The 16,538-nt window shown below is 72.4% G+C and carries 9 protein-coding genes; 3 read left to right on the forward strand and 6 right to left on the reverse strand.

Features of this window, described 5'->3' with window-relative positions; translation table 11 throughout:
* Positions 1–9 precede the first annotated feature (9 nt).
* Positions 10–1,251 (reverse strand): sigma-70 family RNA polymerase sigma factor, encoded by a 1,242-nt coding sequence (locus tag POL25_RS06805; RefSeq protein WP_272085085.1) that lies wholly within the window; start codon positions 1,249–1,251, stop codon positions 10–12.
* 653 nt (positions 1,252–1,904) lie between these two features.
* Positions 1,905–2,804: a hypothetical protein gene (locus POL25_RS06810; protein ID WP_272085086.1), complete on the reverse strand. Its 900-nt coding sequence runs from the start codon at positions 2,802–2,804 to the stop codon at positions 1,905–1,907.
* Between the two features lie 905 nt (positions 2,805–3,709).
* On the opposite strand from POL25_RS06810, the gene ligD reads away from it, so the two are divergent.
* Positions 3,710–5,776, forward strand: a complete 2,067-nt coding sequence (ligD, locus tag POL25_RS06815) for a DNA ligase D (protein ID WP_272085087.1) — start codon at positions 3,710–3,712, stop codon at positions 5,774–5,776.
* Positions 5,777–5,955: 179 nt separating this feature from the next.
* Here the strand turns inward: ligD and POL25_RS06820 are convergent, their stop codons facing one another.
* From POL25_RS06820 to POL25_RS06835, 4 genes are all read right to left on the reverse strand, one after another.
* On the reverse strand, positions 5,956–6,405 hold the full coding sequence (locus tag POL25_RS06820) for a hypothetical protein (RefSeq protein ID WP_272085088.1): 450 nt from the start codon (positions 6,403–6,405) through the stop codon (positions 5,956–5,958).
* Positions 6,402–6,770, reverse strand: coding sequence for a receptor L domain-containing protein (locus POL25_RS06825; protein WP_272085089.1), 369 nt, complete (start codon positions 6,768–6,770; stop codon positions 6,402–6,404). The genes POL25_RS06820 and POL25_RS06825 overlap by 4 nt, the downstream gene beginning before the upstream one ends.
* A gap of 62 nt (positions 6,771–6,832) precedes the next feature.
* Positions 6,833–7,624 carry a response regulator gene (locus POL25_RS06830; RefSeq protein ID WP_272085090.1) on the reverse strand — a complete coding sequence of 264 codons (792 nt, stop codon included), beginning with the start codon at positions 7,622–7,624 and terminating at the stop codon, positions 6,833–6,835.
* Between the two features lie 25 nt (positions 7,625–7,649).
* Positions 7,650–14,006, reverse strand: coding sequence for an AAA family ATPase (locus POL25_RS06835; RefSeq protein WP_272085091.1), 6,357 nt, complete (start codon positions 14,004–14,006; stop codon positions 7,650–7,652).
* A gap of 682 nt (positions 14,007–14,688) precedes the next feature.
* Between POL25_RS06835 and POL25_RS06840 the strand changes: the two genes are divergently transcribed.
* Together POL25_RS06840 and POL25_RS06845 are read left to right on the forward strand one after the other, a co-directional pair.
* Entirely contained in the window at positions 14,689–14,901 is a 213-nt protein-coding gene (locus tag POL25_RS06840; RefSeq protein WP_272085092.1) for a hypothetical protein, read from the forward strand.
* A gap of 258 nt (positions 14,902–15,159) precedes the next feature.
* A complete protein-coding gene (locus POL25_RS06845) occupies positions 15,160–16,530 on the forward strand; it encodes an amidase family protein (RefSeq protein ID WP_272085093.1) in 1,371 nt (456 codons plus the stop codon).
* Positions 16,531–16,538 lie beyond the last annotated feature (8 nt).

Consider the following 16,538-nt stretch of genomic DNA (forward strand, 5'->3'; position numbering starts at 1 on the left):
GAGTCTCGATTACATCAGCTGGCGGCGCTCGAACTCCGAGCGGAGCTTGCGCAGGGCCTGCTCCTGGAGCTGACGGATGCGCTCGCGCGACAGCGAGTAGTTGGCGCCGATCTCCTTGAGGGTGAGCTCGGGCTCGCCGTCCATGCCGACGCGCTTGCGCAGGATGTCGGCCTCCATCGGCGACAGCTTCTCGAACACCTCGAGCAGGGCGTCCTGGAGGACGGCCGAGTCCATCAGCTCGGACGGGGCGACCTGGGTCGCGTCGACCAGGGTGTCGGCCAGGCTGCCCTCGCCGTCGCGGGTGGCCGGCAGCGAGAGGCTCAGCGGCTGGTCGATCAGCGACCAGCTCATCCGCTGGATGCGCTCCATGCTGATGCCGGTGGCCGAGGACAGCTCCTCGTCGGTCGGGCAGCGGCCGTACATCACCTCGTACTCGCGGCGGGCGCGGCTGACCTTCTTGCACGCGTCGATCATGTGCAGGGGCAGGCGGACGCTGCGGTCGGTGTCGACGATGGCGCGGGTGATGGCGTAGCGGATCCACCAGGCGGCGTAGGTGGCGAAGCGGCAGCCGCGGGTCGGGTCGAAGCGGTCGACGGCCTTCATCAGGCCCATGTTGCCGTCCTGGATCAGGTCCTGCAGCGGGATCGAGCTGCGGGCGAAGCGGCGGGCGATGGCGACCACGAGGCGGAGGTTGGAGCGCACGAAGGCGTTCTTGGCCAGCATCACCGCGTTGTGGGCCCGGCGGGCGGCGGCGACGTAGCGGACGAACGGGGCGCTGTCGCGGTACGGCGGCTTGACCTTCATGTTGGTGGCGACGCCGCGGTCGCTCTCGAGCCCGGTGAGGTCGGCGAGGATCGAGTCAGCCACCACGCTGTCGACGTCGGCGAACACGAGGCGCTCGATGAGGGCGTTGCGCGCGGCGGTGAAGGCCTCCTCGTGGCTCTTGAGGACGCGGTCGCGGAGGGCGCGCGAGGTCTTCTCGACCGCCTCGAGCACGGCCGGCGGGACCGACTCGGCCGACAGGCGCTCGGCCACCAGGGCGCAGATCGCCGAGACGAACGGCGGGTAGGCGAGGAAGGCGGCCCACATGGTCTTGCGCAGCTCGATGAGGCGCGTCGCGGCGACGAGCTCCTCGTCTTTACCCATCACCGTGACATCGGCGAGCTCTCGGAAGTACCGCGCGGTCGTGGCACCACCGAACGAAGAGGTGGAGGTGCTGGCATTCCCGGAAGTGGCGATTTGGTTGAGCATGGTGGACCCCTCGGCTGGCTCGATAAGCTTCGCAATGATCAGATCAAGAGGACGTCAGGAGAACGCTACAGGGCATCAAGATCCCGTAAAGAACGACGTTAACTGCGAACTATGCGCGGTTTTTCTTCGACTTTGACCGACTGTGACCGACTGTCGACGATTTTCGTCTAACTAACAAAGCTATCGAGGCTCGTTAATTTCGAGTTTGCCTCCCGTGTTTGTGGCCCCTGCACCCCACATAATCGGCGGGAGCCCCGAAAACCGACGCAAGCCCGCTATGCACAGTCCGACGCGGCCCACCTCGCGCCCACTCCTACGAGTCGACCGACGCGCCGCGAGCCGAATCTTCACAGCTGCCGCGCGACGACTCCCTGTGTCACGAGGCGATCGAGCTGGCCGCCCGTGATGCGCGAGAGGTCGCGAGCCGCTGGTGGCCGACGCGAAGCACGGCGGGAGCGACGACATGTCTTCGGGCAGCGCGTCGACGCGTGCCAGCGAACCGCCGCTCGCGGCACGACGCGCGCACGTTCGCGGCGCGTCGATGGTTCACCGAGTCCGCGCCGGCGTGTCTTCCGACAGATCGTCGGCTCATGCCGGCGAGCCGCGCTCCAACACGGCACGTCGGGTCGATCAGTGAGAACACGTTGCCCGTTTTATGGCCACTCGCGCGCGCTGTCGGGCGGCAAGACGTTGGTGAACACGCTGGCGCGCAGGTCGGCGATGCGCGCGGCGGACGGCCGGCCGCCGGTGCGCGTGGCGACCATCGAGCGGCGAAACAGGCAGCCGTCGGCGCCGAACAGGAGCGAGCCGTCGTGGTCCCAGTCGGCCCAGTCGAGCTGGCCCAGCGCCTCGGACGACCGCTCGATTGCGCCGCTGCGCTCGACCAGGCGATAGCTGCAGACGCTGCCCGGACCGTTGACCTCGAACATGCCGAGCCAGCTGCGCTCGAGGGTCAAGCGCCGATGCACCGGGTTTTGCTTCTCGAAGGTCCACGGCTCGGCGAACACGACGCGCATCGTCGAATCCGGGCCGGGCACGCCGTCGACGCCGCGATTTGTCAGCGTCCAGCCCTGCGACGACTCGGGGGTGTTCGCGCCGCGCCGTGCGCGATACTCCGTGATGTGACCGATCTCGAAGTCGGGCGGGACCGTGCTGTGGTCATGGAGCTCGGTGATCACCCGGCCATAGTTGAGGATCAGCCTGCGGTTGCCTTCAAAAAAACCGCCGCCGCCCCAGGTGCTGCCGTCGGGCCACAGGGCCAGCGCGGTGAAGTACGGCGGGCGGCTGACGGCCGTGAAGGTCGCTATCTTGGTCTTGAACTTGCCCGCGAAGTAGACGACCAGCCGGCCGTCGGGCGAGATGCCGCAGCGCTCGTCGTAGATGCGACCCGAGAGCCACTGGCCCGGCGTGACCACGTCGCGCGCGAGGTCCCAGCGCAGCATCTGCACCTGCTTGCTCGGCCCGCGACGAAATACCACCGCCGTGCGCGCGGCGCCGGCGACCAGCGCGAAGGTCCGCGCGCTCGCCCGCGTCTGCTTGCTGCGTTCGGCCATCGCGGGCGAGCGTACTGCGAATGCCCCGGCTTCGGGGTCTCACTCGTCGCGGCTGCGGCGTCTCGACCATCGTGGGCCGGCGGCGGATGTCGAGTCGGCGGCCGTCGCCGCGGGGCTCGTCGACTTCGGTGACAGCGCGCACGGATGCATGGGCCCGCACCAACATGACCGGAACCATCACGCCGAATTGGAAGACGAGGTCGAACTCAATGAAGACGATGGCTGCGTCAACGAGGCGTTCCCGGGCGCGCTGAACGTTGTGGACGAGTCGGAGTCTTGCGGCCGCGGATGAGGGCGTGGGTGCCATCAGCGTCGTCCTGATTGGATGGCCGTGTCCGCTGCTGCTCGAAGGGGCGGCCGCGCCTCCAGCTCTCACGCGCCGAGGGGCCCTCCTCACGCTCGCGGGCCCGCGTCGCGCTCCCCCCCCTCGCTCACCGGCGGCCGATCCGGACGAGATCCCCGCGGCGGCGCCATGCCGGTCGTACGCGGCGCGCGTCTCGCTCCGCGACGGCACGACATGTCTCTTCGGACAGTTTTATATCTCCACAAGAACATGACGGCGCTCTCGACTCGCGGCACGGCGCGGCTGCTCGTCGCACTTCGGCATGTCTCTCGGGACAGATCGCATGCGCGACCTCGCTCGCGGCCGATCTCGCGGAAACGCGCACGGACGGCAGCCAGTGCCCCGTAGGCGCGGTATCGGCGATCGCGCCGTCGTCGACCACACGCGCGATTTCATGCGCTCGCTGTGCCCCGGCGCGCTCGCACGCGGGCCTTTGCGGCGGTGCGTCCCGCGGCTGCGCTGCGCGACAAGACTTCCGGCCGGATGGCGCGGGCGCGGGGGGCCAGGGGTCGGAATCGAGCGCGGGGCGGAGGTCGGCACGAAGGCTCCGCTCCCGCCCTCGTTGCGGCCGCAGCTGGCCACGGCCGTCACCGCGCCGCCCGCGGGCAGCGGCTGGATCTACGAGAGCAAGCTCGACGGATACCGGATCCTCGCGCGGATCGCCGGCGACGACGTCCGGCTGTTCACCCGCAACGGCCACGACTGGACCGCGCGCATGGGCCCCTTGCGCGACGAGCTCGCGCGGCTCGAGCTCTCGGCGGCGTGGCTCGACGGCGAGATCGTGGTCCTCGACGCCAGGGGCAGGCCCGACTTCCAGCGGCTGCAGCGCGCCTTCGACGACGCCAGCGCCGACGACATCGTCTACTTCGCCTTCGACCTGCTCCACCTCGATGGCCACGACCTCCGCCGCGTGCCGCTCGTCGAGCGCCGCGAGCTCTTGCGCGAGCTGTTGCTGGTCCGCCGCCCCGGCGAGCACCTGCGGTTCAGCGAGACGCTCACCGGCCCCGCCCAGCGCCTGCTGGCCAGCGCCTGCGAGCAAGGGCTGGAGGGCATCATCGGCAAGCGCGCCGACAGCCTCTACACGTCGTCGCGCTCGCCGGCGTGGATCAAGCTGAAGTGCACGCTGCGCCAGGAGTTCGTGGTCGGCGGCTACACCGAGCCGAAGGGCAGCCGCACGGGCTTCGGCGGGCTGCTGCTCGGGGTCCACGACGACGACGGCCAGCTCGTGTACGCCGGCAGCGTCGGCACCGGCTTCGACGACAAGGCGCTGCGCACGATCTTCACCCGACTGCGCGCGCTCGCGGTCGACCGGTCGCCGTTTCATGACCGGCCGCGCGACGTCAAGGGCCACTGGGTGCGGCCGGCGCTGGTCGCCGAGGTGTCGTTCAGCGAGTGGACGAGCGACGGCCGCGTGCGTCACCCGGTGTTTCACGGGCTGCGCACCGACAAGGACCCGGCGACGATCGTGCGCGAGCGGCCGCAGGCGAGCCCGTCCGGGCGAGCGCGTACACCCGCGAGAGGGGCTGCCGTCGCGGCGCGCGCTTCGAGCGAACGAGGGCAAGCCCGTGCCAGCGCAGGCCCGCCAGACGTTGCCCCGCGCGCTTCGAGCGAACGAGGGCGCGCTCGTGCCAGCGCTGGCTCGCCAGGTACCGTCGCCGCGCGCGCGACGAGCGAGCGAGCGCGGGCCCGTGTAAGCGCTGGCCCGTCAGGCGCCGCCAATGCGCGCGCGACGGCCGATTCCCCGCGAGCCCCCGCGATCAAGGTCACCCACCCCGAGCGGATCGTCGATGCGCAGAGCGGGGCCACGAAGCTCGACCTGGTCCGCTACTACGAATCAGTGGCGGCGGCCATGCTGCCCCACCTCGCCGCGCGCCCGCTGTCCCTGGTGCGCGCGCCGACCGGGGTGGCGGGCGAGCAGTTTTTTCAGAAGCACGGCGAGACCGGCTCGCTCCCGGGGTTTCGTCCGCTCGCGGCGCGTCGCCCGGGCCGCCCGGCGCCGCTCGAGATCGCCAGCGCCGACAGCCTCGTCGCCGCCGCGCAGATGAACGTGATCGAGTTCCACACCGGCAACGCTTCCGCGCCGGACCTCGAGCGTCCGGACCGCGTCATCTTCGACCTCGACCCCGGCGAGGGCGTGCCCTGGACGGTGATGCAGGACGCCGCGCGCCTGACCAAGGCGATCCTCGAGCTCCTCGGCCTGCGCGGCTTCCTCAAGACCAGCGGCGGCAAGGGCCTCCACGTGGTCGTGCCGCTGCGACCGACCTGGTCTTTCGACCAGGTCAAGGATTTCTCGCGCGCCGTGGCCGAGCACCTGGCCGCCACGCTGCCGGCCCTGTTCGTGGCGAAGAGCGGCGCCCGCAACCGCCGCGGGCGGATCTTCGTCGACTATCTGCGCAACGGGCAGACGGCGACCACGGTGGCAGCGTTCTCGGCGCGGGCCAGGCCGGGCCTCGGCGTCAGCGTGCCGCTGGCCTGGACGGAGCTCGACAAGCTCACCGCCGGCGACCAGTGGAATATTTTCAACGTGCCCGCCCGCCTCGATGCGCTGCGCAAGGACCCGTGGGCCGGCTACGGCAACGACCAGACGCTCGACGCCGCGGCCGAACGCCTGGCCGGCTCGAGCCGTTGAGCGTTGACACTCGCCGGCCCCGGCTCTCCCGCGTCGCATGCATTCCGTCCGCACGCGGTCCGCGATGCATTGGCACCACTGCATGCGAACCCCGCCGCAGCGAGGTCATCGCCCCCACCAGGCCATCTCGAAGCCTCCGTATCTTCGCTATTGCACGCGGCACAGCGAACGCCCGACTCTCAACTGCCGAACAAGCAAACACATATTGGGTTGCCTCCTGCGTTCCCGCAGACGTCTCTTTGCACGACGCCCAGCTCGTCCAGTGCCAAATGGACGCTCTCCTCGGAGAGGAGCGCATTGTAGCGGATCGTCACCCGGCTCGGCGCCGGAGCGCCATTCGCCACCAGCGCGTCGAGGATCTCCGCCGACATCAGCGCCTCGTTCCCATCCAGCGTGATCCGCTCGATCGCCCTGAGAGCGCCGAACCCGGCGAGGTCGCCAAGCGCAAGGTTGTTAGCGTCCGCGAACATGTCCGCGCAGACACCGATCCTGATCCAAACCAACGTCTCCAGCGCTTCAAGATGGATCGATTCGACTTTCGGGTTGTCGAAAAAAGAAATCCCGACGAGGTCACGCAGTTCGTCGAAACCAGCGACTGTCCTGAGATTCGTATTCCCCTGGACGATCATCGCACTAACCTCCCGAAGACTTCCGAGCCCTCGGTGGACTCCAGTTGTGTATTATACTGAACATCCAGCGATCCATCAATCGTATGGATGCACTTCAGGAACGAGAGATCCCGCTGATCGCTCTCGTCGAAGAGGATGCGAAGGTCACCTTCGACGACACCGATATTCTCCAGGGCCGCCAAATCGGTGCTGTCGGTGACGATGAGCTTGCCCTCGTGAACCAAGCTGCAGGGCTCCGGTGCGGCTGTCGTGGAGCCCGGCATCGTTTCAGACATGACTGAAGCATCGGCGGTCGAATTGTCGGCACCGCCGTCATCACGCGGCGGATCATCCCCGCACGCCGCCGAAAAGAGGGCGAAGATCATCACTACCCTCCTCGTCCAGGAACCCCTCCGTAGGCGGCTCCGGCGGGGGCCAGGGCCGTGCTTCACAGCATGTCGCCTTCGGGCAGCTCGATCCCGTCGTCGCGGCTCGACTCGTCCATGCGGCGGGCGCCTTCCAGCAGCAGCGCGGTGATCGAGCTGCCGATCTGGTCGCGCATCTCGACCGGCAGCGCGCGGAACTCGAACTGCCCGGCCGACCATTGGAGGGCGTGGTAGACGGTATCGACGTGGCGGGCCTCCGGGCCCACGTCCATGAACGCGTCGACGACCCGGCCCTGGGTCAGGAACAGGCGGCAGCGCTCCTGGGGGTGGTCGCGGTGCAGCACCAGCAGCCCGGTCTTGCGCTCCATCTCGAGCAGCACCAGCAGCGAGGCGACGCCGATGTCCTCGAGGTTGCCGTTGAAGCCGCGGGCGCTGGTCGGGGTGACCTCGCGGACCTGCTCGCGGGCGGCGCCGTGGAGGTGCTGGCTGCGGCGCAGCACGCTGGCGACGCGGGCCGCCAGCTCCTCGGGGCGGAACGGCTTGGGCAGGTAATCGTCGGCGCCGAGGCGGAAGCCCTGCAGCTTGTCCTCGGCCGAGTCGAGCGCGGTGAGGAAGATGAACGGGGTCAGGGCCAGGCGCGGGGTGGCCCGCACGCGGGTGACGAGGGTCCAGCCGCTCATGCCCGGCATCATGACGTCGGAGATGACGAGGTCCGGCGGGTCGGCCATGGCCTTGGCGAGCGCGACGGTGCCGTCGCTGGCGGTCGTCAGCGCGTAGTCCTGGTCGCGCAGAGCCGCCAGGACGACTCGTTGAATCCACAGGTCGTCGTCGACGACCAAGATCTTGGCTGGCATGGCGGAGCTCCTGCTCGGTGGTTTGTCATGCATGCGGGACCCTGTCCGGGAGGCGCGCGCGGAGGGCCGTGATCGCGGCGCGCACGGCGACGGCGAGGTGGTCGATGTCGGCGCGCAGATCGGCCAGGGCCGCGCTGGCGCTGGCGGCCTCGACCCGCGCTGCCGTGGCGGCGATCGCGGCGAAGCCGGCGGTGGCGGCCGTGCCCTTGAGGGTGTGCGCGTGCAGCCGCAGCTGCGGTCGCGAGGCGTCGGCCAGAGCGGCGACGAGGCCCTCGCTCGAGCCGCGCAGCGAGTCGCCGAGCAAGCCGGATAGCTCGCGCAGCTCGTCGGCGTCGCTGCCGGCCATGGCGTGCAACTGGCTGAGGACGCCGGCGAGCTCGTCGGCGGCGAGCTCGAGCCCGGGCGGCGGTGCCGCGGCGAGCTCGTCGGCGAGCCCGGGCCCGGACGTGGTGATTGGCGCGGCGAGCTCGTCGGCGCCGAGCCCCGGCCCGGACGTCGCCATGATGGCGGGCTCGTCAGCGAGTTCGGGCTCCCGCGCGCCGACCAAGCCGGCGCCCTCGAGGTGCCGCGCGAGCGCCCCCTCGAGCAGGTGCATCGGCAACGGCTTGGTCAACACCTCGGCCATGCCGGCGTCGAGGCAGCGCCGCGCGTCGGCGCCGGAGGCCGCGGCCGTGAGCCCGAGGATCGGGGTGCCGGCGTTGGGCGAGCCGCCGCCGCGGATCCGCCGGGTGGTCTCGATGCCGTCCATCTCCGGCATCTGATAGTCCATGAGGATGAGGTCGTAGACGGTGCCGGTGGTCTTCTCGAGCGCCTCGGCGCCGCTGCCCGCGACCTCGTGGCCGTAGCCGAGGTGGTCGAGCAAGTGGGTGGCGACGATCTGGTTGAAGGTGTTGTCCTCGACGACGAGGATCTTGCGCCGCGCCCTGGCGGCCCGCAGGCGCTCGTCGGGGCCGCCGTCGCCGCCCGGGCTGACGGGCGCGGCTTCGCCGAGGGCCCGGGCGAGCGCGGCCCGGACCTGGGCCCGCCGCAGCGGGGCGCCGAGGGCGACGTCGGCGTCGTCGCGCAGCCACGGGGCGACGGTGACGACGTCGGGCTGCTGGGCGGCGTCGTCGTCGGCGTCGACGAAGCGGATGGCGCGGCCGGAGGGCGCGCGGTCGCCCTCGTGGACCTCGACGCCGTCGGCCCGCAGCAGCTCGCGCAGGGCCTCGCGCTGGCCGGCGCTGCGCAGCTGCACCCAGGCGATCACGGGCCGCTCGCGCGCGGGACCCGGGGCCGCCGCGGCGACGGCGGGCAGCGGCAGCGCGACGCAGAACTCGGAGCCGCGGCCAGGCTCGCTGACGACTTCGATGCGGCCGCTCATCGCCTCACTGAGGCGGCGGCAGATCGCCAGGCCGAGGCCGGTGCCGCCGAACCGCCGCGTGGTCGACGAGTCGACCTGCGAGAAGGCGTGGAACAGCCGGTGCTGCCGGTCGGCGGGGATGCCGATGCCGGTGTCGCGGACGCGGAATGTCAACATGTCCCCGGGGCCAGGTTCGCAGCGGAGCGCGACCTCGCCGCCGCGCGGGGTGAACTTGAGGGCGTTGGTGGCGAGGTTGAGGAGGATCTGGCGCAGGCGCGTGGCGTCGCCGAGGACCCCGGCGGGCACGTCGTGGGCGACGATCGCCGCGAGGTCGATGGCCTGCTCGCGGGCCATGCCGGCGACGATGTCGGCGACCTCCTCGACGCACTCGCGCGGCGAGAAGGCGGCGGTCTCGAGCTCGAGCTTGCCGGCCTCGATCTTCGAGAAGTCGAGGATGTCGTTGACGAGCGACAGCAGGATGTCGCCCGATTTCTTGATCGTCTGGGCGTAGGTGTGAGCCTGCGGCGGCAGGCCGCGCACGGTGACGAGCAGGCCGGCCATGCCGAGGATGCCGTTCAGCGGGGTCCGGATCTCGTGGCTCATGGTCGTCAAGAAGGATGACTTGGCGACGGTGGCGGCCTCGGCGACCTCCTTGGCGTGGCGCAGCTCGCGGGTGCGCTCGAGGACGCGGGCCTCGAGGGTGCGCGAGTACTCCTCGAGCACGCGCCGCTGCTCGCGGGCCTCGGCGACCAGGCGGGCGTTCTTCACCGAGATCGCGGCCTGGGCGGCGAGGACCTCGAGCACGCGCACGCTCTCGGCCGTGAAGGCGCCGGGCAAGGAGTTGTGCTCGACGTGGAGGGCGCCGGTCAGCTCGCCGTGCAGCAGGAACGGGACGCAGGCGGCCGCCCGGGTGCCGCGCAGGCGGACCACCGGGTCGTCGCCGAAGCGCGGGTCGAGGGCGGCGTCGGCGACGATCACCGGGGCCCGGGTGCGCGCGGTGTATTGAATGATGGCCGCGGGCGGGTCGCCAGGGTCGCCGCCGAGCGGGCTCGGCTCGCACATGAATTGCTCGTCCTCGACGCCGCCGCGGGCCCACACGCGCCAGCCGTCGGGCTCGCGCCGCAGCAGCCACCCGCGCTCGGCCCCGGCGATGCGCACGGCGGTGGCCATGGTGGCGTCGACGATGCGCGCCTCGTCGAGCTCGCGGCTGATCGCCTGGCTGGCGCGGATGACCGCCAGCACGTCGATCGATTCGCCGGTCGCCGGGGCGGCCGTTCGGCGCAGCTCGGGCCAGGCGCCGGCGAGCCCGGCGACGATGGCGGTGGCGCCCCAGGCGGCGTGGCGATCGCTGGCCTCGCGGGCGTAGGCGGCGGCGACCCGCGAACGCCCGGCGGCGCCGTGGTGAGCGGCGGCGAGGCGACAGGCGAGGCCGGCCTCGTGGACGAAGCCGTGGGCGTTGGCGAGGTCGATCGCGCGGTCGTAGCCGCGGCTGGCCTCGTCGTCGGCGCCGCGGACCCGCGCCGCCTCGGCGCGCACGAGCGCGAGCTTGTGGGCGAAGGTCTCGGGCGCGGACCCGGCCCAGCGCACCAGCGGGGCGTCGCCTTCGAGCTCGACCGCCAGGTCGGCCGCGCCCGCGCCGGCCCGGCGCACGCCGAGGCGCGCGAGCAGGTCGTGAAAGCGATGCACGGCCGGGTAGAGGATGCCGACCACGCCGTCGAGGAATTCGTCGGCCGCGCGACTGCTGCGCCCGGCCGCCTCGGAGTCGCCGAAGTGGAGCGCCAGCATGGCCTCGAACATGTGCAGGCAGAACAGCAACATGCGGTAGTTGCTGGCGCGGAAGGCCGCGAGGGCGCGCTCGCGGTCGAGGACGGCGCCGTCGAGGCGGAGCGGGTCCTGGGCCTCGCCGCGCAGGTTGGCCGCGGTCTGCAGGGCGAGCGCGAGGTAGAAGTTGGCGAGGTCCTGACGGATCTTGCGCAGCTCGGCGGCGATCGGCTCGGCAGCGGCGAGCAGCTCGGGCAGCGGGGTGCCGCGCAGCAGGGTATAAATGCAGAACTCGGCGCCGCCGTAGCCGACGTACTCGTGAGCGCCGGTCTCGCGGCCGAGCTCGTAGGCGCGGCGCAGGGTGGCGATCGCCTGCGGCAGCGGCTCCTTCCACACCTGGATGTGCGAGCCGAACACCTTGATGACGCGGCAGCGGATCTGGAGGTCGTCGAAGCGGGCCGCGAGCCGCTGGGCCAGGCGACCAAAGGCGTGGCCGGCGTCGAGCTCGAGGGCGCTGCACAGCAGCAGGCCGTTGAGGCAGCAGCCATAGGCGATCGGGGCCGAGACGCCGTGGCTGCGAGCGACTGCGATCATGGTGAGGATGATCGGCCGCAGCAGCTCGGGGCGAGTCCAGTAGGTCGGGCCGATGATGTCGCCGAGGACCTCGACGACGGCCGACAGCCGCGGGTCGACGAGGTCAGGCCGCTCGGCGAGGGCGTCGATCTCGGCCGGGGTGAAGCGGAGCTCCCGCTGCAGCCGCTCGGTCTCGCCGGCGAGCTCGGCGGCGGTGCGCGGCAAGGGGACGCCGAGGCGGTCGAGGATCGCCAGGGCGGTGTCGATGGCCCGCGGCATCTGATCGCTCTGGATGGCGTAGAGGGCGATCTGCTGGCGGGCGACGCGGACGCGGCCGAGCAGGTCGGGGGCGCGGGCCAGGGCGACGGCGGCGAGGGCCTCGGCGCGGGCGTAGTCGCCGGTGGCGTAGCCGGCCTCGACGGCGGCGAGGTGAGCGTTCAGGGCCAGCTCGGGGTCGTCGCACCAGGCGGCCTCCCCGGCGGCCGCGACCGCGGCCTCGGCGTACACGCGGGCCGAGTCGTGAGCCGCGGCGGCGGCGGCCCGCAGCGCGGCCCGCAGCTCGAGGTGGGCGATCTGCCGCCGCTGGGCCGGGTCGAGCAGCGCGGGCAAACCGAGGCCGAGCTGGACGGCGACCTCGAACAGGCGCTCCTCGAGCGCACCCGGGCCGAGGCCGCGGTGCAGCGCGAGGCCGATGCGCAGGTGCAGGGCCGGGCGCGCGTCGACCGGGATGCTGGCGAGCGCGGCCTGCTGCACGCGGTCGTGGATGAAGCGCACGCCGTCGTCGGTGGCGACCAGCAAGCCGGCGTCGACCAGCGGGGCCAGGGTGGCCTGCAGCGCGGCCGCGGTGAGGCCGAGGGCCCAGGCGAGGGCGTCGCTGCGCACGCGGCTGCCGAGGCAGGCGGCGACCTGCAGCAGCTCGCGCTCGTCGCCGCCGAGGTCGTCGAGGCGACCGTCGAGGAAGGCGACCACGTCGTCGCGGATGTCGACCGGCTGGACCGCGCCCTCGCGCCAGCGCCAGCGCTCGGCGTCGTCGTCCCAGCGGAGGGCGCCGCGCTGGGCGAACGAGCGCAGCAGCTGACCGGCGAAGAAGGGGTTGCCGCGGGTCTTCTCCCACAGCAGGGTGGCGAGCGGGGCGACGCGCTCGGGCTGGTCGCCGAGGGCGTCGGCGACCATGCGCTGCATCTGCGACGGATCGAGCGGGCGGATCAGCAGCGCGGTGACCCGCGCGCCGGTGGCTTCGATCTGCGACAGGGCGATGCGCAGCGGGTGGTCGGCCTCGACATCGCCGCCGCGATAGGCGCCGAGCAGCAGCAGGTGGTGGGTGCCCGGATCGGTGGCCAGGGCGCGCAGCAGCCGGAGCGAGCCGGAGTCGGCCCACTGGAGGTCGTCGAGGAACAGCGCGAGCGGCCGCCCGTCGTAGGTGAGCGCCTGCAGCAGGTGGATGAAGACGGCCTCGAAGCGGGCCTGGGCCTCGGCCGGCGGCAGGGTCGAGACCGGCGGCTGGGGCCCGAGCACCAGCTCGAGCTCGGGCAGGACCTCGACGACGAGCTGCGCGTGAGGGCCGAGCGCCGCGGTCACCACGGTCCGCCAGTGACCGACGAACGCGTCGCTCTGGGCCAGCAGACGCAGCACCGCGGGGCGCAGGGCCTGGATGTAGGCGTCGTACGGCTTGGCCTGGCGGGTCTGGTCGAACTTGCCGGCGAAGAAGCGGCCGCCGAGCGCGTGCATGGCGGTGTGCAGGGCGTGCACGAGGGCGGTCTTGCCGACGCCGGCGGCGCCGCGCACCAGCACGACCTCGGTGCCGCCGTGCACGGCCCGCTCGCCGGCCTGGCGCAGGGCGGCGACCTCGACGTCGCGGCCGTAGAGGCGATCGGGCAGGCTGAAGCGGCCGCCGCGGTCGCGCCGGCCGGGGATGAAGTCGACGAGCGGGGCGTCGCCGGTCAGCGCGGCCCGGATCCGCCGCAGGTCGTGGGCGACGCTGGCGGCCGAGGCGTAACGAGCGTCGGGTGACTTGGCCAGCAGCTTGAGCACGACCTGCGACAGCGCCGGCGGGACGTCGTCGGCGAGCCGCTCGGGGGCGATCGGGGCGCGGGCCATGTGGCCGTGCACGCGCTCGAGCAGGTCGTCGCTGGCGAACGGCGCGACGCCGGTGAGGAGCTGGTAGAGGCACGCGCCGAGGGCGTAGAGATCGGTGTGCGGGCCGATCACGAGGTCGGCGCGGCCGAGCTGCTCGGGCGCCGCGTGATCGACGGCGACGGGCAATGCGGCCACCGGCGCCCCGGGCTCGCGCAGCGCCGGCCCGCCGAGCAGGCGCACTTCGTCGTGCCCGGCGTCGGCGAAGATGTGCGGGGGCTGCAGCTCGAGGTGAAGCAGCCCGCGCGCGTGCAGCTCGCCGAGGATCTCGGCGACGCGCAGGCCGACGCGCACGACCGCCGACGCCGGCAGCGACGCGGTCGCCAGCGGGTCGAGGCCAAAATCGTCGTACTCGACCGCGGGCCGCGGCTCGCGGACCATCCGCCGCGGCTTCATGAACCCGGCCGGCAGCTGCTCGCCGAGCTCGACCTCGCGGGCCAGCGCGGCGACCAGCGACGCGTCGACCGGCACCCGCCACTCGCGACGCAAGACCGGGCGACCGCCCCGCACCCGCACGAGCCGCGAGGTCTCGCCCTCGAAGAGGGTGACCTCGACCGCTTCGCCGGCGCGGGACATGGCGTGAGGATATCCCCACGGCCGCGCCGCGGTCGCCCGAACGGCGAACTTCCCCCCGCATTTCGCATGCGGCAGCGCGGAGTCGAGCGCAGACAATGGCCATTCCAGCGGGCTCGACCGGCCGGCGATGGCGGTGGGGGTGCGACGGCGGGCACATCCTCGCACTGCGGAGACCGGCCGCCGGCAAGCCCTGCGCGCGGCCCAGGCCGTGGTGCCCGCATTGGCGCAGGCACTGCCGCCATTCACGAAAACATGTACTTACTTGCCCGAGTATGAACAATGCACAATCCGACCGCGATTCGAGCCCGCGCTGCTCGCCGGCCCGAGGTCGTGCGCGTGGGATCTCCGACTCGCAGAAGATCGTCGGCGCGGCGTCGACCTCGCCGCGCGTGATGACCGCCGCGATCCCTCGACCCGGCGCGAGGAGGTTCTCTTTTCGACATGTCCCATGAGACATATCGCATCGCGGCCGACGAGGTCGGCGCCTGCCGAGGACCGCGGGCGAGCGAGGCCGATCTTCGTCGAGGTCCTCGCCAGCGCCACGAGCCGCGTGCTTCGAAGCGGCGCCGCGGGGCAGCGGAATTTACTCGGCCCTCTCCGTCCGCCGGCGTCGGCAGACGCGCGTTTCGGCGCCACCCGCGCATGATGCGCAGGAGCTGTGAAACGTTGTACCGTGGCACCCGTGACCCCGATTGAGCGGATTCGACAGCAGTTCCAGGACGCCCTCGAGAACCTCGAGGCGCACGCGGTCCTCGAGCGCCTGAAGCAGGACCTCCCGTCGCTCTCGCTGCGCGAGCTGGGCGAGATCCTCAAGAGCCCGATGGCCCGCTCGGTGGGCAGTCTGCCCGCCCGCGAGCTGCTGGCCGCCGCCGCCAACCCGCGCGCAAAGGCGTGACCGCTGGCGTGAGCGCCGGCGAGTCACCGCGTCGGCCCTGATCCGCAGCGAACGGGCCCGCGCGCGAAGGCGTGACCGCCCGCGAGTCGCCGCGTCGGCCCTGACACGCAGCGAACGGGCCCGCGAGCTCGGCCTCCCGCTTCGCAGCGAACGGCCCGCGCGCCCCGCTTCGCAGCAAACACCGCTGCACCTCCCCACCGGACTCGCGTGCCGCGGGGCGGCCGGCTTGATACGCTCGCCGGCGTTCCGGAGGGCAGCATGGTGAATTTCGACATCGACGAGGCGACGGCGGGCGAGACGGCCCGCGCCGTCACTGAAGGCAAGATCTCCGCGCTCGAGGCCTGCGACGCCGCGATCGCCCGCATCGAGGCGCGTGACGGATCGGTCCACGCCGTCGTCGTCCGCGACTTCGAGCGGGCGCGCGCCGCGGCCCAGGCGTTCGACGCCGCGGGCGACCGGCGCGCCTCGCCGCTGGCCGGCGTGCCGATCACCGTCAAGGAGTCGCACGACGTCGCCGGCCTACCGACCACCTGGGGCTTCGCCCAGTTCGCCTCCCTGCCCGTCACCGCCGACTCGGTCGCCGTGGCGCGGCTCAAGGCCGCCGGCGCGATCGTCCTCGGCAAGACCAATGTCCCGGTGGCGCTCGGCGACTGGCAGGCCGCCAACCCGGTCTACGGCCGCACCCTCCATCCGCACGACCCCTCGCGCACGCCTGGCGGCTCCTCGGGCGGTGCCGCCGCGGCGCTCGCCACACGCATGGTCCCGCTCGAGCTCGGCTCCGACATCGGCGGATCGATCCGCGTGCCGGCGCACCTGTGCGGCGTGTTCGGCCACAAGCCGACCTACGGGCTCGTGCCGATGCAGGGGCACGCTTTCCCGACCACCGACGGCGCCGAGTTCGACCTCGCCGTGCTCGGGCCGATGGCTCGCTGCGCCGCCGACCTCGCGCTCGCGCTCGACATCGTCGCCGGTCCGCTCCCCGGCTCCGCCTATCGCCTGGCGCTGCCGCCACCGCGCCACGCCAGCCTCGCCGAGCACCGCGTGCTCGTGCTCGACGCCCACCCGGTCGCCGGCACCGACGCCGCCGTGCGCGAGCCGATCGCCGCCCTCGCCGAGGCCCTGGCCGCCGCTGGCGCGCGCGTGCTCCGGCATCACGACGCCCTGCCCGACCTGACGCGGGCCCACGCCGATTACCGCGACATGCTGCTGACCATCCTCTCGCGCGGCACCCCGAACGCCACCCCGGTCGACGCCCACGCGTGGATGAGCCTCAAGGACGCGCAGGCCCGCCTGGCGCGGCGCTGGCAGCGGCTGTTCGACGACATCGACGTCGTCCTGACCCCGCCGTTCGGCGTCACCGCCTTCGCCCACGACGACCGCCCCGACTGGGCGGACCGCCGCCTCGTGATCGACGGCGCCGAGACGCCGTACGGGGTGCAGATGGCGTGGCCGGGCCTGGCCACGTTCCCCGGCCTGCCGGCCACCGCCGCCCCGCTGGGCCTGTCGCGCGCGGGCCTGCCGACCGGCGTGCAAATCATCGGCGACCTGTTCGCCGACCGCACGACGATCGCCTTTGCAGGGCTGCTCGAGCAGGCCGGCCTGGCGACGGTGCCGAGGCCGCCGCGCTGACGCGGGCC

It is taken from the genome of Nannocystis bainbridge (genome assembly GCF_028368995.1).
Taxonomy (GTDB): domain Bacteria; phylum Myxococcota_A; class Polyangia; order Nannocystales; family Nannocystaceae; genus Nannocystis; species Nannocystis bainbridge.